The sequence below is a fragment of the Rhodococcus sp. YL-1 genome (assembly GCF_001942025.1).
Taxonomy (GTDB): domain Bacteria; phylum Actinomycetota; class Actinomycetes; order Mycobacteriales; family Mycobacteriaceae; genus Rhodococcus_F; species Rhodococcus_F qingshengii.
This window is the reverse complement of the sequence record NZ_CP017299.1, coordinates 242,211-264,479: the sequence shown is the minus strand read 5'-3', so window position 1 is coordinate 264,479 and position 22,269 is coordinate 242,211. Positions and strand designations below refer to the sequence as shown.

The window sequence follows — 22,269 nt, the reverse complement described above, 5'->3', positions numbered from 1 at the left end:
TGCTACTGTGTTGAATCTCGAAAGACTCCGCGCCCTGCACGCCGTCGCCGAGAACGGATCAGTGGCGGCTGCCGCCCGCACCTTGCATGTCACACCGTCCGGGATTTCGCAGCAGTTGAACAAACTCGAGCGCGAGGTCGGTGTTCCGCTCCTCGAACCGCAGGGCCGCGGTGTGCGACTCACAGAAGCGGGCCGAATCCTCGCGCGCCGAACCGCAGAGGTTCTCTCGACGCTCGCTCAGGCCGAGGCGGAAATCGCGTCGCTGCAGAGCGAGGTGACGGGCCGCGTACGTATCGGCGCCCTGGTCTCCCCCAGCAGGACGGTGCTGCCGCGAGCCATCGCCGAAATCAGGCATGCGCATCCGCAGCTCGAAATCACCTTCAACGAAGGCGAATCCGAAGAACTGCTCCCAGCACTGATTCGCCGCGACCTCGACGTCGTGGTGGTCGACAGTTGGAGCACTCTGCCCGTCGAACTTCCCGACGGACTCTCCTTCACGCCCGTGTACGACGACGTGGCGCTGCTCGCTCTCCCGGCGTCACATCCGCTGGCGGAGAACAAGGTCGTCGCGCTCAGCGAGCTGTCCGAGCATGCCTGGGCGACGTGGACACGGGGAACGGACTTTCACACCTTCACCGTCCGGACCCTGCGCGCGCAGGGGTTCGACCCACGAATCGAGTACGAGGTCGCCGAGTTTCCCACCCAGGTCGAATTCGTCGCTCAGGGCCTCGCCGTCGCATTGATTCCACGTCTGGCGAGAGTTGTACCGCCGGAAGGTGTTCGAATGCTCGACACGGTTCCGCCGCTCGGCCGAGACATCTACCTCGCCTGGCGGACAGACAGCGAAAGGCCGGCCGTCCTGGCGGCGATAGAAGCGCTACGCCGCCAGTTCGACGCCCTCGGTGACCAAAAGAACTAGAGCGGCATCAAGTTGTGCTTGCGCGGGTTCTTGAAGATCGTCTTGTCCGCGAGCAACTTCAGAGCCTTGCGGATCTCGAGACGCGTCTGCGAAGGCTCGATCACCGCGTCGATGTATCCGCGCTCGGCCGCGATGTACGGCGTCGCGACGAACTCGTTGTAGAAGTTGATCAGCTGAGCACGCACCGCGGGTGCATTCTCACCGGCCTCGGCGAGCTGACGCCGCCCCATGATGTTGACGGCACCCTCGGCGCCCATCACGGCGATACGAGCGGTCGGCCACGCGAGGTTGATGTCGGCACCGAGCTGCTTGCAGCCCATGACGGCATAACCGCCGCCGTACGCCTTACGAACCACCACAGTCACCTTCGGCACAGTGGCTTCGATGTACGAGAACAGGAAACGCCCGCCGCGCTTGATGACGCCGACCTTTTCCTGATCGACGCCGGGAAGGAAGCCCGGTGTGTCGACGACGAAGACGAGCGGGATGTTGAAAGCGTCGCACAGACGCACGAAATGGGCGGCCTTGTCGGAGCTGTCCGCGTCGAGGGCGCCGCTGAGGTACGTGGGCTGGTTGGCCACGACACCGACGGGCAGGCCGTCGACGCGGGAGAATCCGGTGATCACGTTGTGCGCGACCTGGGCTCCGATTTCGTGGAAAGTGCCGTCGTCGAAGATCCGCAGAATGATGTCGTGCATGTCGTAGCCGGCGTTGTCGGCATCCGGCATGAACGCATTGAGTTCGAGATCCGACTCGGTGATCTCGGGTTCGAGGCCCGGGTTGATCAGCGGCGCCTTCTCCTGGCACGACGACGGCATGAAGCTCAGGTACTCACGCACCCAGTCGAATGCAGCCTTCTCGTCGGGAGCGACGTGATGGATGTTTCCGTACTCCGCCTGCTTGCGCGCCCCGCCCAGATCCTCGAGGCTGACCTCTTCGCCGGTGACCGACTTGATGACGTCGGGTCCGGTGACGAACATGTACGACTCTTCGGTCGCGACCACGACGTCGGTGTTGATCGGTGCGTACACGGCACCGCCGGCGCACTTACCGAGGATGACCGAGATCTGCGGGCAGACACCGGACAAGGGCTCCTGACGTGAACCCATGTTGGCGTACCAGGCCAATGAGGAAACGGCATCCTGGATTCGAGCTCCACCGGAATCGTTGATACCGACGACCGGGCAGCCCACCTTCAGTGCAAAATCGTTGACGGCTGCGACCTTACGGCCGAACATCTCTCCGGCGGCACCGCCGAACACCGTCTGATCGTGCGCGAACACGGCGACCGGACGCCCGTCGACAGTTCCGTGACCGGTCATGACGCCGTCGCTGTACGGGTTGTCCTCGCCCGCCATCTTCACCAGGGCGCCGACCTCGACGAAGCTACCGGGATCGAGCAACATGTCGATGCGCTGGCGCGGCGTACTGTGCCCTGCTGCATCGCGCTTCGCAATGGCCCGAGCCGAGCCGGGTTCCTTTGCCTTCTCCAACTTTTCGCGGAGTTCAGCGAGCTTCTCCGCGGTGGTTGTCGTCACTTCTGAACTCCGGTTTCCGCTGCTTTGGTCTGAGCTGTCTCGATCTGGGCCAGCTTGGTGGTGAGGTCTGCCGCAACCTTCGCGATGTACGGCTCGTCGACGATCTGCAGGTGGTCCCCGCCGATGTAGACGACCTCGAGGTTCTTCACGTAGTCACCCCAACCACCATCTGCCTTGCGGGTCTTGAATGCAGGCTCGAGCGTCATCAGCTCGTCGTGGTACTTGTCGGCCATGTAGAGCACGACGTCGCCGTCGTAACTGCTGAACTCGGCCGTCTGGATGGCGCGATTGTCCAACCACGACGTCCGCTGATGCTCGATGATGCCGCCGGGAATCTTGGCGCCGCTCATCTTGATCATGTCCATCAAGATCTGGATCTGATCCTCGTCGGCTTCGGTGGAAGCCAGAACGTCAAGCGGCAGCGGCACATCCAGGTTGTAGGTGCGCTTGGCGAACTTGCCGTAGCGCTCCCAACGCTTGCGTCGTTCCGCCTCGGTGTCCGGCACGACCTCGCCGGCCATGACGGTGTCGAGCAGCCCGACCACACGCACGTCGGCGCCCTGCTCGCGCAGCAACTTCGCGACCGCATACGACATCACGCCACCGAACGACCAGCCACACAGCACGTACGGCCCGTCGCCCTGGATCTCACGCAGCAGCGGAACGTAAGCAGCAGCGCGGGTTTCGATCGAGCCCTCGACCCGCTCGAATCCGTACATCGGCGTGCCGGCGGGCAGGCGCTTGAGCAGAGGCTCGTACGTCACCGTCGAACCACCGGCAGCATGGAAGACGAATACCGGTACGGCAGTGGAACCTTCGGGGCGGGCACGCAGAGTACGTACGAGTCCGTCGATCTTGCCGTCGTCCTCGAGGTACTGGCGAACGACGTCCGCAAGCTCTTCGATGGTGGTGGAGTCGAGAACGTCGTCGAGAGTGATCTCGCCACCGGCACGCTCGGAAAGCCGAGCAGCAAGCTTCTCGGCGACCTCGTCACCGACGATCGGCAGATCGTTGAAGATGCCCTTGGCCGACTTCCCGGTGACAACCGCCCACGTCGCAAACGTCAAGCGCTCGGCCGCATCTCGCGGCGGAACGTCCGAGCCTGCGTCGTCGGCAGTTCCGGCTCGAGAAGGATCGGAAGGCGCAGCAGCAACCGGAGCAGTGGTAGGTAGTTCCACTGCCACCTCGGCGGGAGCAACGTCCTCGTCAGCAGCGTCGGCCGCCAACTTCTCCGCGGCCTGCTTGTCGGCCATCGCCTGAACCTCTTCGCGATTGTCGATCGCGTAGCGCAGGTACTTGTTGACCTCGTTGAGGCTCGCGTCCTTGACTGCCTGGAGCTGGAGCTGCGGAATGTCGAACTCGTACTCGACGCGGTTCTTGATACGCATCGCCATGAGCGAGTCGAGACCCAGTTCGATGAGCGGAACCTCGGCCGGCAGATCCTCCGGCGAGTACCCCATCGACTCGGCAACCACGATCTTGAGGCGGTCGTCGAGGCTCTGCGAACCGTTCGGATCCCACTTGTCTCCGGCGTCTTCGACGACCTCGGCCAAGGATTCCATCGGCGCACTGGTCTTGACCGGCGCGCTGACGACCAGCTCGGGCAGCGGCTCACCCGACGTGACGACGGCGTCGAAGAGCAGACGGAACGTAGCGCCCTCACGAGCGTGCACCTGCACCGACGCTCCACCCGGATGCGGGTTGAGTGTCGTGGTCAGGGTCGAAGCACCGGCCAGTTCACCGTGCGGAACAGCAGCGGTCAGAGAGACATCCGAAAGCACCTGTCCGGCAGCGGCGCTCACCAGCACCGCCAGGTCGGTGACGGCGGATGCGTCGACCTCCCACACGTGGCGGCCGTCGGGCAGAGCGACGTGCGAACCGGGTACGCGAGCCGAACCGCCGGCACTGACGCGAATGTCGAGCCAATACGGCTTACGCAGGAATGCGGTACGCGGAACCGAAGCGAAATCGCCTGCGGGAAGCAGAGACTCGAGGTTCACGGCATGGCCGTGCACGTACAGCTGCGCGAGAGCGGCAAGAACACCCGCGGACTCGTCTTCCTTACGCTTGAGCGTCTGGATGAGCTCCATGTCGTGCAGGCCCGAATCGAAAGCGGTAGCCGCCACCGACATCAGCGTCACCGGGTTGGGTGCAAGCTCGACAAAAGTGGTGTGGCCGTGGGCAACTGCACCGCGTACCGCATTGGTGAAGTACACGCTGTGGCGAAGACCCTTGACCCAGTACGCCTCTTGATGGATCGGCTCGTGACCGGGACGGTAGAAAGTGTCCTTGTCGACGGACGAGTAGACGCCGAGCTTCAACGTGGTCGGCTCGATACCGGCCAACTCGGCGGCAAGCTCACCGAGCAGCGGATCTACCTGCGAAGTATGGCTGGCGCCCTTGGTCTGCAGGACACGCGCCATCTTGCCGTCGGCCTCGGCGGCCGCGACGATCGCCTCGATGTCCGGCTGCGGTCCACCGATCACCGTGTGCGTCGGAGCTGCGTAAACACAGACCTCGAGCTTGGGGTACGTGGGCAGTAGCGCCTCGATCTCGGATGCGCTGTACTCGAGCAGAGCCATCAGACGGATGTCGTCACCGACAAGTGCGCCCTCGGCCTCACCCATCAGCCGTGAACGTGAACAGATCACGCGGACAGCGTCTTCCAGGTTCAGGCCGCCGGAAACGTACGCGGCAGCGGCCTCACCCATCGAGTGCGGAACCACGGCTTCGGCCTCGGCGCCGTGGTGACGCAGCAACGCGGCCAGACCGACCTGGATGGTGAAGATTCCCACCTGCGCGGTCTCGACGTTGTACTCGATCGAATCGTCGAGGAACATCTCGACCATCGAGTAACCGGCCTCGTCCTGGATCAGCGCGTCGACCTCGTCGACGGCCGCCTTGAAGGCCGAGTTCTCCGTGTAGAGCTGCTTGGCCATCTTGCGGTGCTGCGAGCCGAAGCCCGAGAACACCCACACCGCGCCCTTGGGCGACGGCGAGTCGGCGGAGAAGACTCCTTGAGCAGGCTTGCCTGCGGCGACGGCGCGCAGCGAGCTGATGGCCTCGGAGCGCGTCTGCGCCAGAACAGCGGCGCGCGAGCGTCCGTGGTTGCGACGCGCGAGTGTGCGGGCGACGTCGGCGAGGGGCGTCTTGCTTCCCTCTTCGGTTTCGAGCCAGTCGGCCAGATCAGCGGCTGCGCGGCGACGACGCGACGGCAGCGCGCCGGACACGGCCAGCACAACGGTGCTCTCGTTCTCTGCTGCCGGTTCGTCGACCACCGGGGCATCCACAACCGGTTCATCGACTACCGCGTCGGCAGGTACGTACTCCTTGACCACGACGTGCGCGTTGGTTCCACCGAAACCGAAACCGGAGACACCGGCGACAGCCTTGCCGGTGTAACGCGGCCAGTCGGTGGCCTCGGGCGTCACCTGCAGGTGCGACTTCTCGAAGTCGATGTGCGGGTTCGGGCCCAGGTAGTTGATCGTCGCGGGAATCTTGTTTTCCTGCATCGCCAAAACGACCTTGATCAGGCCGGCGGCACCTGCAGCTGCTTCCAGGTGCCCGAAGTTGGTCTTCGCGCTACCGAGCAGTGCCGGCTTGTCTTCGTCACGACCACGACCGACGACACGACTGAGCGCGTCGGCCTCGATGGGATCACCGAGATCGGTACCCGTTCCGTGCGCCTCGATGTAGTCGACGGTGGTCGGCAAGATTCCGGCGTCGCGGTACGCGAAACGCAACACGTCGGCCTGGGCATCGGGATTGGGTGCGAGCAGACCGTTGGAACGGCCGTCCTGGTTGACCGCGGATCCGGCGATCACCGCGAGGATGGAATCTCCATCACGCTCGGCGTCTTCGAGGCGCTTGAGCACGACGAGTCCGCCGCCCTCACTGCGAACGATTCCCTGAGCCTGAGCGGAGAAGGCACGCAGTTTTCCGTCGGGAGCGAGCATCCCGGTCTGATCGAAACCGAGGGTTCCGGGAGGGGCCAGCAGCATGTTGACGCCACCGGCCAGCGCGATGTTGGAGTCACCGCTGCGCAGCGAGCGCACAGCCTCGTGAACGGCAACCAGCGAAGACGAACACGCGGTGTCCAGAGCGATGGACGGTCCACGGAAGTCGAAGAAGTACGAGACCCGGTTCGCGACGATGGCAGTCGACGTTCCGGTCAACGCGTACGGATGCGCCGTCGTCGGATCACTGACCGCGAGCAGCTGGTAGTCGTTGGCGGAACTGCCGATGAAAACACCGACCTGCTTGCCCTTGAGCCCACTGGCCGGAATGCGAGCGTGCTCGAGTGCTTCCCACGCGAGTTCGAGTGCGAGGCGCTGCTGCGGATCGACGTTGACGACCTCGAGCGGAGACATCGCGAAGAACTCGGCGTCGAAACCCTTGACGTCGTCGAGGTACCCGCCCTTGGTGTTCGCGTTCTCGACCGCGGCCTTGATGGCGGGATCCGACATGAACTCGGCCCAGCGGTCCTCGGGGAGGTCGCTGATGCCGTCGCGTCCGTCCGCCAGCATTTCCCACATGTCCGAAGGCGTGTGCCCGGCACCGGGGAATCGTGTGGACAGTCCGACGATGGCGATGTCGTGAGCGTCCGTCGTGCCGCCTGAGACGTAATACGAGGCGTCGACGGTCTCCTGCGGCGCCTCGGGCTCACCTTCAATGATCCGAGTAGCCAGCGAAGCGATGGTGGGGTGTTGATAGGCAACCGTGGCGGTCAGCGTGACGCCGAGCAGATCCTCGATGTCTCCGCTCAGAGCAACTGCGTCCCGCGAGGCGAGCCCGAACTCTTCCATCGGGCGATCGTCCGTGATCGAACCCGCCGGCTGACCGGTCGCGTTGGCGATCCAATTGCGAAGCCACTCACGCAGCTGCGCGACACTCATCTCGCTCACAACGTCTTTGCTCTGCGCACCATCTTGTTCAACCATCAACTCACCAAGCCACCGATCATGAAGGGACTGCTCCTCAAACGCTATCGGGGAATGCGGTCTGCTGATAGCCGCCTCGCAACGTTCCCTCGATATAGCTCGCCTTACACGCGCGGCGAGCGATCTTGCCGCTCGACGTACGCGGAATCGAACCCGCGGGGACGAGCAGGATGTCTCGGGCCGTAACACCGTGACGGGAAGAAATCGCCGCACGCACGGTGTCCGCGATCGGCTGCGGATCGGCCTTGCCTGCGCCGGGAGCACGCTCGGCCACGATGACCAACTGCTCCGAGGAATCGTCGTCGTCGAACTTCAGGCCCGAGTGCGTGTTGGAGAACACGACGGACGGCAGCTGGTTGGCCGGTACGGCAAACGCAGCGATGAAGCCGGGGCGCAGAGCCGGGCTGGCTTCCTGAGCCGAAGCCTCGAGGTCCTGCGGGTAATGATTGCGACCGTCGACGATCACGAGGTCCTTGACGCGCCCGGTGATGTACAGCTCGCCGTCGACGTAGACGCCGAAGTCGCCGGTACGCATCCAGTTGGCATCCGCCGGCGTGCCCTCGGTGTGGCTGTCTTCGCTCAACCGATTGTCCAGCTTGTTGTGGAAGGTCTCCGCCGTCTCGTCAGGGCGACCCCAGTAGCCGATACCGATGTTCTCGCCGTGCAACCAGATCTCGCCGACGTGATTGTCGGGGACCTCGGTCAGCGTCTCGGGATCGACGATCGCCGCCCACTGACTGCGCGAGACGTACCCACAGGAGACCTGCGCGATTGCGTTCTCGGAGTACTGGTCGACGATGACCATGCGTCCCTTGTTGAGTTCCGTGCGGTCGACGTAGATGACCTTGGCCTCGTCGGAATGCTTGGTCGAGGAGACGAAGAGCGTCGCCTCGGCCATGCCGTACGACGGCTTGATCGCAGTCTTGGGCAGACCGTACTGAGCAAAAGCGTCGTTGAACTTGCGCATCGACGACGTCGTGACCGGCTCACTGCCGTTGATCAGACCGATGACGTTGCTCAGGTCCAGGGTCTCGCCGTCCTTCGGCAGGCCACGCGCGGCAGCGTGCTCGAAAGCGAAGTTGGGAGCGGCAGCAAAGGTTCCGGCGCCGTCGGAAACCGCAGCAAGTTCCTTGATCCACCGGTACGGCCGCTGCACGAAAGCACGCGGGCTCATGATGGTGATGTACTTGCCGCCCAGAGCAGGCAGGATGACCGTCAGCAGGCCCATGTCGTGGAACAGCGGCAGCCACGTGACGCCCCGCGAGTCCTCGTTGAGTTCGATGGAATCGACCATCTGGAGCGCGTTCGTTCCGACAGCACGATGGGTGATCTCCACGCCGGCGGGAACTCGGGTCGAACCAGAGGTGTACTGCAGGTACGCGATGTCGTCGAGTTCGATGTCGGGGCGAACCCACGTTTCACCGACGGTGTCGGGAATCGCGTCGACGGCGATGATGCGCGGACGCTCGGCAGCGGGAAGCGAGCGGAACAACTGGCGAACACCGGCTGCCGACGATGCGGCAGTCAGAATCGCAGTCGGCTTGCAGTCACCGAGAACAGCGTGAAGACGGTCGGTGTGACCGGGCTCGTCCGGATCGAAGAGCGGCACCGCGATGGAACCGGCCTGAATGGCCGCGAAGAACGAAATGACGTAGTCGAGTCCCTGCGGAGCAAGAATCGCGACACGGTCGCCACGCTTGGTGACCTGCTGCAGACGGGCTGCAACAGCGCGCAGACGCACACCGAACTGCTCCCAGGTCAGCTCCAGGGCTTCACCGTCACGCTCGCGTGAGTAGTCGATGTACCGATACGCGAGCTCGTCCGCGTTGACACGCGAGTGTTGCTCGACGTAGTCGACCAGCGTGAAGCCTGGTTGCAGGCGGATCTGGCCCTTCTCGTCGAGAAAGCCATCGAACAGCGCGTTCATTCCATCTCCTCCGAAGCGATCACACAAGCACTGTCTTTCATGCCTGCGCCCCAGACTTCCTTCGCTCTCTCGGGTCCATCTTCGATCAATCGAATCGCACTTTGTGCGCAACTCACCTGAATCACTTCATCGATCCCAAACCATCGATATGTTACAGATTCGCATCGTCCGTATTCTCCGGCCTACTCGCCCGCCAGTAACGGGATGATCGGGGCGAACGCTTCCATCTGCGTCGGGAAGACCCCGACGTACGACATCGACGTCTTCTCGCGGACCAGTCGAATCTGGTCTGCGATTTCCTCGAAAGTGCCCACAGCCAGGTATGGAGAGTTCAACAGCTCCTCCACGCTCAGCTTACGATCCACTTCGATGTTCGGCGGAAAACCTTGGTCCAGAGCGGCGATTGCCATTTCGGCAGCCTGCTCTCGATCGTCGGTGATCATGATCATGGTGATGGTCCAGTTGAGTTCGATCTCATCGAAACGCTCGCCGGCAGCTTCGCGGATCCGCTCGACACGTTCGATGGTCTTTTCCATCGTGATTCCGGAGAGCAGAAGCCGCCCGTCACGGTTCGTCGGTGTGGCGACCGAGATGATGTCCGCGTACTTCGCCGCGAGAGCAAGCATCTTCGGGCCTCCGCCGCCCACGATGATCGGTGGCCGCGGGCCCTGCCGCGGTCGCGGGCTGCCCTTGAGGCCGCGGACCTGATAGTGCTTGCCTTCGAAAGTGCATTCCTGCCCGCGCAGAAGAACGTCGAGAATCTGCAGAGACTCCTCGAGCTTCTCGATGCGAACGCCCGGACTTTCGTAGGCGATGCCGCCCTTGTCGAACTCTTCCTTCATCCAGCCCGCACCGATACCGAGTTCGAGTCGACCACCGGACAGCACGTCGATAGTCGCCGCGTCCTTCGCGAGCACAGCAGGATGACGGAAGCCGTTGGCCAACACGGCGGTGCCGAGACGAATCTTGTCGGTGGCCACCGCGAGCGCTCCGAGAGCGGCGATCGGGCCGACCTGATTACCCAGGTGATCCGGAATCATGAACGAGTCGTAGCCGAGTTCCTCGGCCTTCTGCGCGAGCTTGACGAAGCGTCGCGCACCACCCTCTTCGGCGTTGCCCTCGCCACCGGCCGCAAACCGAAATTTGCGTAGGGCATCGCTGCCGTGGGTGGAACTCATATATCGATCTCCTGTGATGGACACGTACGTCGTACTCGAACTACAAACTCGGACAAATCGAACCTACTCGCCAGTCACTTACGTGACAGCACTGTAGAGGAAGCCCCCGGACCGTGCAGCACTCTACCGGGACCAAACGAGCAGATTACCCGCGAGCGAACTCCCGAGACGCCCGATTGTGACGAATCAACAGTGCGGCGGTGACTCAACTGTGGGGCGGCGTCGGTGCAGCGTCGATCTTCTCCGCAGCCCACTGTGCCATCCATTGGGTGGCCGTCGTGCCGTTCGGATCGACTTGGAAGGAGTTGTACATCGCGTGCACAGGGTTGTTGTAGTACTCGAGCAGTCGCGGCGCCGAACTCAGCCAGTTGGTCGGGTTGAGAGCGGCTGCCGGCGCGTCGCAGATACCGTCGCTCGGCGCGCAGATCTGATAGGTCCGATCGTTGAGGTCACCGAACCCGCCGGGCCTCGGGCCGGTCATCGTGAGACCGGGCAGCTTCAGCCCGTTCAGCGACAGCTCGGCGCCGACACCGGCAACGCTCGGGCCAACGGTGTTCCCGAACGCCGGATCGCGCCGACCGTCGGCGATCAAGCCGACGCCCAGAACCAGATCGGCAGGCACCGCGCCGGTACCGTCGCCGATACTCGCGGCGACGTCACCCGCGATCACCGCGCCCTGGGAAAATCCGGTCAGGACGTAACTCGTGAGCGGGCACTCGGCGTGCCGCTTCATCAGAAAGTCGTTAGTGGCAGCAGTTCCCGCAGCCCGACTGTTGTTGTAGGACTGCTGTCCGTCCGGCGGGATCGCCACCGGATTCGAAAACTGTGCGACATACGGAACGGTGTAGACGTCGGCCCGTGAAGTATCGAACTTCTCCTGCAGAGGACGGGTCACGTTCAGCATCAACGACGCCGGATTGGCCGTCGGGTTGTACGGGTCGTCGGTAGCGCTCGACTCCCACGTACCCGGTATGGCTACTACCTGGACATCGGGGCAACTGGCCGGCTGAGACACCGGAGGCTCCGGGCTCGGCGGGATCGGAGTCGGCGAAGGCACCCGCCCGGCCAGGATGTACCAACCGCCGATCACGACCGCTGCGACCACAAGAATGATCAGCAGCGGGATCAGGCACCCACGACGCTTTCCAGACCTCGCCATGACCCGCGCCTACTTGCAGTAGGTGGCGTTGGCGACGTCGATGTAGATCTGAGCGTTCGCACCTGCCTGCTCGGGAGTGATCTGCTTGCCTTCCGCCGACGCTTCCTGGCCGACGAAGGCGGTCACGAAGGTCAGGACCTCGTCGTCGGTCTGAGGACCGGCAGCGCAGATGTAATTGGCCGTGTTGACGGCGATGCTTCCGTCACCGGCTGGGGTGATGCCCTTCGCCTTCAGTCCGTCGAGGAACTTCTGTGCCTCGGGACTGACCTCGACGACTGTGGGACCCGGGAAGCCCTCGATGCTCTGCGGCTGCTCCGGCGGCGCGGTGGCCGCGGCTCCCGGGCTGGTGGGCGCAGCCGACGCCGTCGTGGTCGCAGAGGCGGACGCAGATGCCGAACCGCTCGAGGACGAAGCCGCCGCGGACGTCGTGGTGACCGGATTGGAGGTTGCAGTGGAGTCGTCACTACCGCACGCGACAAGCGCGCCACCGGTGGCGAGCGCCAGGGCGCCGACCGCGATCGCGCGTGCACAAGTGTTTCGGTTACCCGAGAAAAGCGACATCAATGTCCGTCCTTGCCTTCAGTCGAAAGTCCATCAACAGGTTACGCAACGCACGCGGGCGGGCACCGATCCGTGATCGGGCCCGCCCGTCGTGCACCACTGTGAGTTAGTGAACTTCTGTCTTGTCACCGATCACCGTGATGTAGCCGAACTGGAAGTTCTGCTGGACACCACCGGGAATGTCGAACTTGTCACTGATCGGGAATCCGAGTCGCCCACCTTCGTATCCGACGCTCTTCCAACCGTCGAACAGCGGACCGTTCTCGACGGACCATGCACCGGTGCCGGGGCTCCAGTAGATGTTGCCGCCCTCGAACTCGGTGAAGCGTCCGTTGTCCTTGATCGGAACCTCGTTCGACTTCGGGAATCCGAGCCAGCCGTTTTCCCAGCCGAGTTCGCCGTACTTGCCCATGATCATTCCGAGAACCGCGTGAGTTCCGTTGGCGCTGCTGTACATTGCGCCGATCTCGAATCCCTGGACCTTGCCCGGCTTGCCGGGGGTCGCGATCTCGTCGGCAGTCGGGTAGCCGAGCGGGCCACCTTCCCAACCCTGTGCGGACCACTCGGCGAGGATGTCGCCGCTGACGGGGTGAGCGCCGGTCTGCGGGGTCCAGTAGATGGAGCCGTTCTGGAAGTGGTTGAAGCGTCCGCGTCCGTCGGGGGTACCGAGTTCGGGGGTACGCGGGAAGCCGAGCGGGCCGGCCGCTGCTCCGGTGTTCATGTACGCGCCGGCGATACGACCGGCGACGGGCTGGGCGCCCGTTCCACTGGTGAAGTAGATGCGACCGTTGCGGAAGTCCTGTGCCAGGCCACCCGCGACGCTGTACTCGGGGGTGATGCAGTCACCGATCCAGCCGTTGGCTGCGGCCGTCGCACCGATCTCACCCGAAGTGCCGCAAGCCGGCTTCTCGACCTCGACGCCGATGGCGTTGGCCAACTGCGGCCACAGCTGATGAAGCTCGAACTGCCAGTACGGCCACGAGTGGGTTCCGGACGGGCGGTAGTTGACCTGCGCGGGGATTCCGAGCTGGTTGAGCTTGGTCGCGAAGGTCTGCGAGGTCAGGCGAGCGAGGATCTCGAGGCCCATGCCTGCGTAGTTGGTGCTCACGCCGGGAATTCCCGACGGCTGGTCGTACGGGCCGGTCGTACCGCTACCACTCGAGACGTACAGGCTGACGCCCTTGAGCTTCTCGGCGAGCGCGTACGGATCGTGTGCAGCCCACTGCGGGTTGGACGGCGGTCCCCACATCGCGGCGGAGTTGTATCCACCGGCGTCGGTCATCGCGAACTGGATTGCCTGAGGCATGCCGAGCGAGGTGGTGGTGAGGATGCCGGAGAGCGAAGCGGCGAACTTGAAGAAGCCGGGGTTGCGCGCCGTGAGGAACATGGCGGACGTACCGCCCATCGACAGACCGACGACACCGCGTGTCTGCGTGGTCCGCCAGTCCTTTTCGAGGATGGGGGGCAGTTCCTTGGTCAGGAACGTCTCCCACTGGTAGTTCTTGCCGTTGTCGGGCTGGAGCCAGTCGGAGTAGAAGCTGGACTGACCGCCGACCGGGAGGATGACGTTGACGTTCTTGTCCGCGTAGAAGGACTCGGCGTCGGTCTCGTAGGTCCAGGCGTTCTCGTTGTCGGTCGCGCGAAGACCGTCGAGCATCCAGACCGAGGGGAAGCTGGCCGACGGATTGACGTTCCAATCGCGGGCCAAGAGGATCTGCACCTGAATCGGGGTGCCCATCGCGGGAGAGTTCACCCACAGCGCGACGCGACGCTCGCTGAGCCAGTCGACCTTCGTGACCGCTGCTCCGGTGGGGTTCTGGGTGGCGGCCGGTGCGGCCTGAGCAGGTGCCGGCGCGGCTGCCGCGGTTCCGGCCGTCGTCAAGCCCGCGGCGATCGGCAGAACCAGCATCGCTGCCAGTGCGCCGACGACCTTTGTCCGGAAGGTTGCCCGGGACCGGCGACGGTCCTCCGTGGCAAGGCCTACTCGCATGAGCTCACTCTCTTTCCTTACGTTCGGTCCGCGCGTCGATCGTGTGGCCGCCTGAGCAGCCAGACCCCCGTTGAAACTATTTCTACACGCAAACGATCCCCGCTTGGGGTAGCCGCGCTGTTACTGGTGGTGCAATTGTTACTGACATCGGGCGCTTGTGCAGCACCTGAATACACAAGTGCCGTCCCGGTTCTCCTTCGAGGAGTCCGGAACGGCACTGGTGAAGTGACTAGGTCACGGGATCGCGCACGATCACCAAGCGTTCATGGTGTCGAGGATCTGGCCGCGAGCCTTCCACAGCTCTGCCGACCAGTACGGCCACGAGTGCGTGCCGTTGGACGGGAAGCTGTAGGTGGCCGGGATACCCAGCGAGTTCATGCGGATCTGGAATGCACGGGTGTTGACCAGGGCGAGAGCCTCGAGACCCATGCCGTTAGCCGTGTTGTAGTAATCGATCGGTGCGCGCGGGTGGTCGTATTCACCGGGCAGGCCGCTTGCCGACGAGATGTACATCGACAGGCCCTGCAGACGCGGTGCGAAGACGAACGGGTCGTTGCGCAGCCAGGACGGGCTCCACGGCGGTCCCCACATGGAGTCGACGTTGAAGCGACCGGCATCGAGCATTGCGACGCGGATTGCCTCGCGCATGCCCGGAGCCGAGATGTTCAGGTAGCCCGACAGCGAGCCGGCGAACTTGAACTGGTCACGGTGGTAAGCAGCCAGCGTCAGAGCAGCGCTGCCACCCATCGAGAGGCCGAGGACCGCGTTGTTGGTGGGCGAGACGCCGTAGTTCGCGAGGAAGTTGGGCAGTTCTTCGGTGAGGAAGGTTTCCCACTTGTACGTGATCTGCTGGCCGTTGAAGTTCGACGGTGCATACCAGTCGCTGTAGAAGCTGGACTCGCCGCCGACGGGCATCACGAGAGTGATGTTGTCGTTGCGGTACTGGTCCATCGCATTGGTCTCGAAGCTCCACGCGTTGGCGTCGTTACGCGCACGCAGGCCGTCGAGGAGGTAAAGGGCAGCGTTTCCGCCGCGAGCGGCCCACTGGACCTGGACCTTGATGTTGCCCATCGAGGAGGGCACCCACAGCTCGTCGTATCCGCCGGAGGGGGCGGTGTGGCTGGGAGCAGTGTGCGCAGGCGCAGCAGAGGCGACAGCACTACCGGCAACTCCTGCAGCAAGGGGGAGCACAAGTGCTGCGGCACCGATGGCCAACGCTCGGTGCTTGAGGCGCTGGGTCAGCCTCTTTCTGGCAAAACGCATGGATACTGCTCTCTCTCTTCGTCTGCGGAACCCACTCGGTGGAGTGGTTCCGGCGGATTCCGTCGGGGAACAGGCTTTTCTGCCAGCCCGAACGAGTTCGGGTCGGCAGCGGACCTCTTCCAAGTCACACTGCGCTCGCTGGACTTTATGTCACAGGTTCAGCTGTGACAAATAGGTGGACCGTTACGTCCCAATCCGCGAGCAACACCGTCATCACCCCTCGGGGGTGATTCAGGTTAGGTGAATCGTCTTCGAGTACATCGTGGCCAATCAATTCGGTGTTACTGAATCGAAATATTCAAACCCTCAACAGTCGGTGATGCTGATCACATCACCTGGGTGACTCCGGTGGAACGAGACCGCAGCGTTCCAATTCGTAGGCCGGAACCCGGTCGAATCGGTACTTCGCGAAGTCGAATGCCTGCTGGAAGTTCTGTTTGAATCTGGCCCAGGTCAGCTCGGAGCGGTACGACGTGAGCAGCTCCTGAGTTTCCGGGCAGGTGATGGCCAGCTTTGCGTCCGCAACCCAGTCTTCGTCGAGGAAGAACGGCAGCCACGGTCGAACGTCGATCATTCCCGTGTCCGCGACCACCCAGTCCGGATAGAGATTCTTGTCGTGCCCGATCCGGCCGTCCTCGAGTCGCTCGGTGTGAGCTGCCAGGGGATACGCCAGCCCCATCTGATCGAGCACCCGAACGTCGAGGCCGACGTTCATGCTCGTCATTCCGAGGTTGAGGAAGAAGACGACGTGCTCGGCCGGCTCTTCGATCGGTCCGGGTGGTGGGACGACGAACCAGGAGTCGTAGCTCGCGGACGGCAGCAGCAGCCCACCCTCCGGAGTCCGCGCGATGGTCTCGACCATGGCACGCATTCGCGGATAGTCGAGGTAGTCCTCGGCCAGGATCGGATGCTTGTGACCGGTGTTGAGTGCGTAGAACGCTCGCTCGTCGACGATTCCCGAGCGACCCACCACGGATCCTTCGGGCATACCCGTCGTGTTCGCGGCGAAGAAGGCCCAGATGATCGTGCCGATCCACAGCACCGCCGAGACTCCGAAGATCGCGGTGTCGCGATTACTTCCGAACGCTGCCCGCGCCGGCACCCGCAACGGAATGACCGCCACCGGGATGAGCAGGCAGAACAGCACCGGCAACAGGACGCGGCCGTGCATGAAGTCGCCGCCGACGCGCAGAGAGTAGATCCCGAGGATCAGCCCACTGCCGAGAATGAAGGTGACAATCGCCCGCGGCGTGCGCAGAAACTGCTGAAAGCGCTGCCACAGCGGGCGTGCGGGTTGATCTGCGGTGGCGGTAGGTGTGTCCGCTCGGCTTCGCCACACGAGCAGCAGCGCACCGATGAGCAGGAACAGCAACGGCAACCAGAGCAGGTACGGCCCGACCAGGTTCCACAGGTAAGCAAAACCCTGCGCCCACTTCGCGCCACCGGCGTCCTTCGACACCGCGGTGTTCGGGTACGGCAAGGCGTAGTAGCCCATTCGCCAGATCTGATAGGCCACCGGGACAAGTCCGGCGACGACGACGATCAGTGTGCGAATCTTCCAGGTCAGGCCTGCGGAGAGAACGATCATCATCAACGCGGCAGCACCGGGAATCGCCATCTCGGGTCGAACCAGTGGTCCGAGTCCGGCCACGAACGAGAGAGTCAGGATCGACGCCGTGGACGGCGTCGACGCCTGCGCCCACCGAACGAGCAGTACCCACAGGAGCGCGATCCAGAAGATCACCAAGCATGTCTCGAGCCCGGAAGTGGCGAAATCTCGCGCAGGCGGAACCGCGATGTAGACGAGAACACCCGCCGGTACCAGCAGGATCGTTCCGCCCGCCGACGGCCGAACGCCGCGGTACAGACGACCGGTGCCGAGCATCGCCAACACGACGGCAGCAGTCGAGAGTACGAGCGCGATCGTCAGAACAACGTATTCGAGACGGATCTGCGTGAGCCAACTGAACGCGTAGACGATGTACGTCCACGCGGTACTCGTGTTCGCCTCGACACGCTCACCCGCGTTGAAGACCGGGCCGTTCCCCGCGAGCAGGTTGCGAACGGTTCGCAAGACGATGAGTCCGTCGTCGGCGATCCAGCGACGCTCCCACGCACCCCAGAACATGAGGGCAGCAGCAAGCACCACCCCGCCGAGAAAAACTCCTCGACTGAGGGTGGTGCGATTCGCCGCAGTGTCGACGTGCGGGTCGGCCTCGGTGCGTGGCTCAGACGAGGTAGACAGCGACACCCACTACTCCGATCCACGCAATCGCGAGGAGTTGCAGCACCCGGTCACCGAGCGCGATCTCCTCAGGCTCTCCGGCTTCGCCGCCGTCGACGTCCACCGCGTATCGCAGCACCGCGATGGTGAACGGCACCATCGAGATGGCGTACCAGTTGGTGCCCTTGATGGCGTCCTGTTGGAACGCCCACAGTCCGTAGCAGAGGACCAGCGTCGTCGCTGCCATCGTCCACACGAAACGCAGGTACGTCATCGTGTAGCTCTCGAGGGACTTACGGATCTTGGCGCCGGTCTTCTCGGCCAACTGCAGTTCGGCGTAGCGCTTGCCGGCCGCCATGAAGAGTGATCCGAACGCCATCATCAGCAGGAACCACTGCGAGAGATCGATCTCGGCGGCAACGCCACCGGCGATCGCTCGAAGCAGGAAGCCGGACGAGACGATGCAGATGTCGATGACGGCCTGATGCTTGAGACCGAAGCAGTAGGCGAGCTGGATGACGATGTACACGCCCATGACCACGGCGAGTTGCCAGTTGGCCAGGAAGGACAGCCCGATCGCACCGGCAAGCAGCACGACGGCCATGCCGTAGGCGATGTTGACGGGTAGAACGCCGGCCGCGATGGGACGGAATCGCTTCGTGGGGTGAGCACGGTCGGCTTCGACATCCATCGCGTCGTTGACGAGATAGATGCCTGATGCCGCCATACAGAACACGACGAACGCCAGCGCGACGGGCAACAGCACGTCGGCTTCGGTGGCGGTTCCGGCCGCGATGGGCGCTGCCAGCACAAGGACGTTCTTGACCCACTGACGTGGGCGAAGCGCCTTGACGATGCCGGCGGGCAGGGACTTCGGGGGTCCGCTGACCGTAGCCGGTTCCTCGCTCATTTATCTCCACATTTCTGTTCGGCTCTGGCTTCTTCGACCCGGCGAACTACCGCCGCGGATGCGGCTCCCAGTGCCGCTCCGGCGAGTACGTCGGTCGGGTAGTGAACTCCCAGGACCAGACGCGAGAGCATCATCGGGGGCACCAGCAACGCCGGTAAGGGTAGCCCGGTGAGCCGACCGATCAGCACAGCCGCCGCCGTCGTCGACGTCGCGTGTGATGACGGGAAGCTGAGCTTGCTCGGTGTCGAGACGTTGACCTGCACCGAAGGATCGGAAGGTCGCTTGCGCCTGACCACTCGTTTGATCACCACGGAGGCGGCGTGTGCACCGAATGCTCCGACGGCTGCTCCGGCCCATTCCCGTCGACGCGGCTTGTCCACAGCAGCTCCGACGGCAGCGATCGCGATCCACCCGAGGGAGTGCTCACCGAAGTGAGACATACCGCGGGCGACCTTGACGGCTCCCGGCAGCTGCCCGACGGTCGACTGAATCCCGGCCAGAATCTGTACTTCAGGAGATGCCGAAGACACGTTCCCACCTTTCCGTGCTGGTCAGTGAAGGAACGGCGTCCTGGTACTGCTTCTTGAGCTCGGGGAAACGGGCGGCGAGTTCGCGGCGCAACCGTGTTGCTTCCTTGAGCAGTTCGAGCGCGAGTTTCGGGTTTCGCTTGCGGTAGACGACGCCGCGACCGTCGGCCGTGGTGACGGTGACGCCGTCGACCTGCGAGAGCAGGAACCAACGGGCGTCGATGGTCGGAACGTTGAGCTGAGGGCGCTCGAGGTGTTCCGGCTTGGCCGGCTTCACGTTGTGCACTCCGGCCCTGAGGACCCGGGTGATCTTCGCGACGGTCGACAGCGGCAGGCTCACGTCTCCGACGTCCGCACCGGAGGGCAGCGGCAACGCAGTCGACGACGGCAGTACGACGGCGTCGGAGAATTCCTTGCGCTGGGCGTGGACCTCACCGAGTGCCGTCGGCAGCATGTTCGCGACGTGCTCGGGTCCGGCGAGGAAGTCCGCGATGGCCTTGTTCTGGATCGCGACGGTGGAGTACTCGAGGCACAGCAGGTGCTTGAGCGTTGCCTTCACCGTGTTGACCACGAGGCCACGGCCGTTGCCCGGCATGTGGAGCGCGGCCACCACCAGACGGTTACGGAGGTGGAAGTACGCCTGCCAGTCGATGGCGTCGTCCTTGTCGCTCCACGCCATGTGCCAGATCGCGGCACCGGGCAGAGTGACGGTCGGGTATCCGGCTTTCTTTGCGCGCAAACCGTATTCGCAGTCGTCCCACTTGATGAAAAGCGGTAGCGGCTGCTTGAGTTCTTCGGCGACCTGGCGCGGGATCATGCACATCCACCAGCCGTTGAAGTCGACGTCGATGCGGCGGTGCAGGAGTTTCGATTCGCGCAGCGGCTTCTTCGAGAAATCGTGGTCGTATTCGACGTTCGGTGCCGCGGTCCACATGAAGATGCCGCGGTCGACCACTTCACCCATCACGTGGAGGTGGCTTCGTTCCTGCAGGTTGAGCATCTGCCCACCCACCAGCATCGGCGACTTCGCGAAGCGCGAGAATGAAAGCGCACGCAGAATCGAGTCCGGTTCGATCTCGATGTCGTCGTCCATGAACAGGATGTGCTGGCACTGCGTCGTCTTGAGTGCCTCGTACATGATTCGGCTGTATCCGCCCGAGCCGCCGAGGTTGCCCTGATCGTGAATGGCGAGCCGATCACCGAGCGCTGCAGCAGCTTCGGCGAATCCGGGTTCGTCACGCACCTTGCGGGTGCCCTGATCCGGCATGATGACGGCCTTGATCACGTCCGACACCAGCGGATCCGAAGCCAGTGCAGCAAGCGCCTTGACCGCGTCGGTCGGACGGTTGAACGTCGGAATACCAACGGCGACAGTCGCTTCGCCGGGAGCCTCGACGGGCGCGTACCAGCCGCCGCTCTCGACGACCACTGCCGTATCGGTGGTGATGTCGAACCAGATCCAGCCACCGTCCTCGAACGGCGCCAGTTCCACCTCGAACTCGACCGCGGCATCGCCGTCGGCAAATTCCTTGCCTTCCACGTGAATTCGCGAGGAATCCGCCTTGGAACGGTAGATGTCGACGCGGCCGTGGCCGGACAGCTCGAGACGAAGGACCACCGATTTCAGGATGGACCATCGACGCCAGTAGCTGGCAGGGAACGCGTTGAAGTACGTGGCGAACGAGACCTCGGTCTCGGCGCCGAGCGCTACCGACGTGCGCGAGGTCGAGTGCGCCCGCCGACTGTTGGACCAGGACTCTTCCAAGTACAACGTGCGGACGTCGAGCGGCTCACCGGCGCGGGGCAGGATGATCCGCTGAAGCAGGGACTTGCCGAGGTAGGTCACCTCGTCGCCGCTGACGGCATCTTCGCCTTCGAGTAGATGACGTGCGTTCATTCGCTCTCCCCTGCCAATTCCGCACCCGATTCGAGATGCGGGCGCAGGGTGTTCTCGAACATGGTCAGCGCGCTGGCGATCGCCATGTGCATGTCCAGGTACTGGTAGGTGCCGAGACGCCCACCGAAGAGGACCTTGTTCTCCGCGGTCTCCTTCTTGGCGCGTGAGCGGTACGCGGAGAGCTTCTCGCGATCCTCTGGAGTGTTGATCGGGTAGTACGGCTCGTCCTTCGCCTCCGCGGCACGTGAGAACTCACGCATGATGACGGTCTTGTCGGTCGGGTACTCGCGCTCCGGATGGAAGTGACGGAACTCGTGGATACGGGTGAACGGCACGTCGGCGTCGTTGTAGTTCATGACCGGGGTGCCCTGGAAGTCTCCGGTGGGCAGAACCTCGGTCTCGAAATCGAGGGTGCGCCATCCCAGTGCACCTTCGGAGTAGTCGAAGTAGCGGTCGAGCGGGCCCGTGTAGATGACAGGGGCGTCGGGGCTGGCGGTGCGCAGTTCGTCGCGGACGTCGAAGTAATCGGTGTCGAGGCGGACCTCGATCTTCGGATCCTTCGCCATGTTCTCGAGCCACGCCGTATATCCGTCGACGGGCAGGCCCTCGTACGTGTCGTTGAAGTAGCGATTGTCGAAGTTGTAGCGGACCGGCAGGCGGCTGATGTTCGCCGCGGGCAACTCGGTGGGGTCGGTCTGCCACTGCTTAGCCGTGTAGTCACGCACGAATGCTTCGTAGAGCGGGCGCCCGATCAGGGAGATCGCCTTCTCTTCGAGGTTGGAGGCGTCCTTCGAATCGATCTCGCTGGACTGTTCGGCGATGAGGGCGCGTGCTTCTTCGGGAGTGAAGTACCGACCGAAGAACTGCGACACGAGGCCGAGTCCCATCGGGAACTGGTACGCCTGTCCCTTGTGCAGCGCGAAAACGCGGTGCTGGTAGTTCGTGAACTCCGTGAACTGGGTGACGTAGTCCCAGACCTTCTTGTTGGAGGTGTGGAACAGGTGGGCACCGTACTTGTGGACCTCGATGCCGGTCTCCGGCTCTGCCTCCGAGTATGCGTTTCCCCCCAGGTGGTGACGGCGATCCAGCACCAGCACGCGCTTACCCAGCTGGGTAGCGGCACGCTCGGCGATGGTCAGCCCGAAGAATCCCGAACCGACGACGATCAGGTCGTACTGGGCACGGGCGGTCTCTGAATTTGCAGCGGTCACGATGAACCAGGGTATCGGACCTGTT

General features: G+C 63.6%; 14 protein-coding genes. 1 reads left to right on the top strand and 13 read right to left on the bottom strand.

Annotation, left to right across the window (positions count from 1 at the left end):
• The first annotated feature begins 7 nt into the window (after positions 1 to 7).
• Entirely contained in the window at positions 8 to 919 is a 912-nt protein-coding gene (locus BH682_RS01225; protein ID WP_075831806.1) for a LysR family transcriptional regulator, read from the top strand.
• On the opposite strand, the gene BH682_RS01220 is transcribed toward BH682_RS01225, so the two are convergent.
• The 13 genes from BH682_RS01220 to glf form a co-directional block, all read right to left on the bottom strand.
• Positions 916 to 2,457: an acyl-CoA carboxylase subunit beta gene (locus tag BH682_RS01220; protein ID WP_075831804.1), complete on the bottom strand. Its 1,542-nt coding sequence runs from the start codon at positions 2,455 to 2,457 to the stop codon at positions 916 to 918. The genes BH682_RS01225 and BH682_RS01220 overlap by 4 nt on opposite strands.
• Positions 2,454 to 7,397, bottom strand: a complete 4,944-nt coding sequence (pks13, locus tag BH682_RS01215; protein ID WP_075831802.1) for a polyketide synthase Pks13 — start codon at positions 7,395 to 7,397, stop codon at positions 2,454 to 2,456. Before pks13 ends, BH682_RS01220 begins: the two co-directional genes overlap by 4 nt.
• Before the next feature lie 37 nt (positions 7,398 to 7,434).
• Entirely contained in the window at positions 7,435 to 9,324 is a 1,890-nt protein-coding gene (fadD32, locus tag BH682_RS01210; RefSeq protein ID WP_003943899.1) for a long-chain-fatty-acid--AMP ligase FadD32, read from the bottom strand.
• A 182-nt stretch (positions 9,325 to 9,506) separates the two neighbouring features.
• Complete coding sequence (locus BH682_RS01205; RefSeq protein ID WP_007731815.1) at positions 9,507 to 10,502, bottom strand: LLM class F420-dependent oxidoreductase; 996 nt, start codon at positions 10,500 to 10,502, stop codon at positions 9,507 to 9,509.
• Between the two features lie 205 nt (positions 10,503 to 10,707).
• Positions 10,708 to 11,661: a cutinase family protein gene (locus BH682_RS01200; RefSeq protein ID WP_003943848.1), complete on the bottom strand. Its 954-nt coding sequence runs from the start codon at positions 11,659 to 11,661 to the stop codon at positions 10,708 to 10,710.
• A gap of 9 nt (positions 11,662 to 11,670) precedes the next feature.
• Positions 11,671 to 12,222 carry a DUF732 domain-containing protein gene (locus BH682_RS01195; RefSeq protein WP_003943980.1) on the bottom strand — a complete coding sequence of 184 codons (552 nt, stop codon included), beginning with the start codon at positions 12,220 to 12,222 and terminating at the stop codon, positions 11,671 to 11,673.
• Between the two features lie 106 nt (positions 12,223 to 12,328).
• A complete protein-coding gene (locus BH682_RS01190; protein ID WP_003943922.1) occupies positions 12,329 to 14,212 on the bottom strand; it encodes an alpha/beta hydrolase-fold protein in 1,884 nt (627 codons plus the stop codon).
• Positions 14,213 to 14,464: 252 nt separating this feature from the next.
• On the bottom strand, positions 14,465 to 15,475 hold the full coding sequence (locus BH682_RS01185; protein ID WP_007731818.1) for an alpha/beta hydrolase: 1,011 nt from the start codon (positions 15,473 to 15,475) through the stop codon (positions 14,465 to 14,467).
• Between the two features lie 331 nt (positions 15,476 to 15,806).
• Complete coding sequence (gene zomB / locus BH682_RS01180) at positions 15,807 to 17,726, bottom strand: flagellar motor control protein ZomB (protein WP_063315260.1); 1,920 nt, start codon at positions 17,724 to 17,726, stop codon at positions 15,807 to 15,809.
• The gene (locus tag BH682_RS01175; protein WP_003943808.1) at positions 17,704 to 18,609 is read right to left on the bottom strand and encodes a decaprenyl-phosphate phosphoribosyltransferase; all 906 of its coding nucleotides are present in this window, start codon (positions 18,607 to 18,609) and stop codon (positions 17,704 to 17,706) included. The genes zomB and BH682_RS01175 overlap by 23 nt, the downstream gene beginning before the upstream one ends.
• A complete protein-coding gene (locus BH682_RS01170) occupies positions 18,606 to 19,139 on the bottom strand; it encodes a phosphatase PAP2 family protein (RefSeq protein ID WP_003943893.1) in 534 nt (177 codons plus the stop codon). Before BH682_RS01170 ends, BH682_RS01175 begins: the two co-directional genes overlap by 4 nt.
• A complete protein-coding gene (locus BH682_RS01165; protein WP_075831800.1) occupies positions 19,120 to 21,033 on the bottom strand; it encodes a glycosyltransferase in 1,914 nt (637 codons plus the stop codon). The genes BH682_RS01170 and BH682_RS01165 overlap by 20 nt, the downstream gene beginning before the upstream one ends.
• On the bottom strand, positions 21,030 to 22,244 hold the full coding sequence (gene glf / locus BH682_RS01160; RefSeq protein ID WP_075835094.1) for a UDP-galactopyranose mutase: 1,215 nt from the start codon (positions 22,242 to 22,244) through the stop codon (positions 21,030 to 21,032). The genes BH682_RS01165 and glf overlap by 4 nt, the downstream gene beginning before the upstream one ends.
• Positions 22,245 to 22,269: the final 25 nt, after the last annotated feature.

Coding starts and splice junctions, on each gene's coding strand:
- pks13 (WP_075831802.1), bottom strand. CDS start 7,397: ATGGTTGAACAAGATGGTGCGCAGAGCAAAGACGTTGTGAGCGAGATG.
- fadD32 (WP_003943899.1), bottom strand. CDS start 9,324: ATGAACGCGCTGTTCGATGGCTTTCTCGACGAGAAGGGCCAGATCCGC.
- BH682_RS01205 (WP_007731815.1), bottom strand. CDS start 10,502: ATGAGTTCCACCCACGGCAGCGATGCCCTACGCAAATTTCGGTTTGCG.
- BH682_RS01200 (WP_003943848.1), bottom strand. CDS start 11,661: ATGGCGAGGTCTGGAAAGCGTCGTGGGTGCCTGATCCCGCTGCTGATC.
- BH682_RS01195 (WP_003943980.1), bottom strand. CDS start 12,222: ATGTCGCTTTTCTCGGGTAACCGAAACACTTGTGCACGCGCGATCGCG.
- BH682_RS01190 (WP_003943922.1), bottom strand. CDS start 14,212: ATGCGAGTAGGCCTTGCCACGGAGGACCGTCGCCGGTCCCGGGCAACC.
- BH682_RS01185 (WP_007731818.1), bottom strand. CDS start 15,475: ATGCGTTTTGCCAGAAAGAGGCTGACCCAGCGCCTCAAGCACCGAGCG.
- BH682_RS01175 (WP_003943808.1), bottom strand. CDS start 18,609: ATGAGCGAGGAACCGGCTACGGTCAGCGGACCCCCGAAGTCCCTGCCC.
- BH682_RS01165 (WP_075831800.1), bottom strand. CDS start 21,033: ATGAACGCACGTCATCTACTCGAAGGCGAAGATGCCGTCAGCGGCGAC.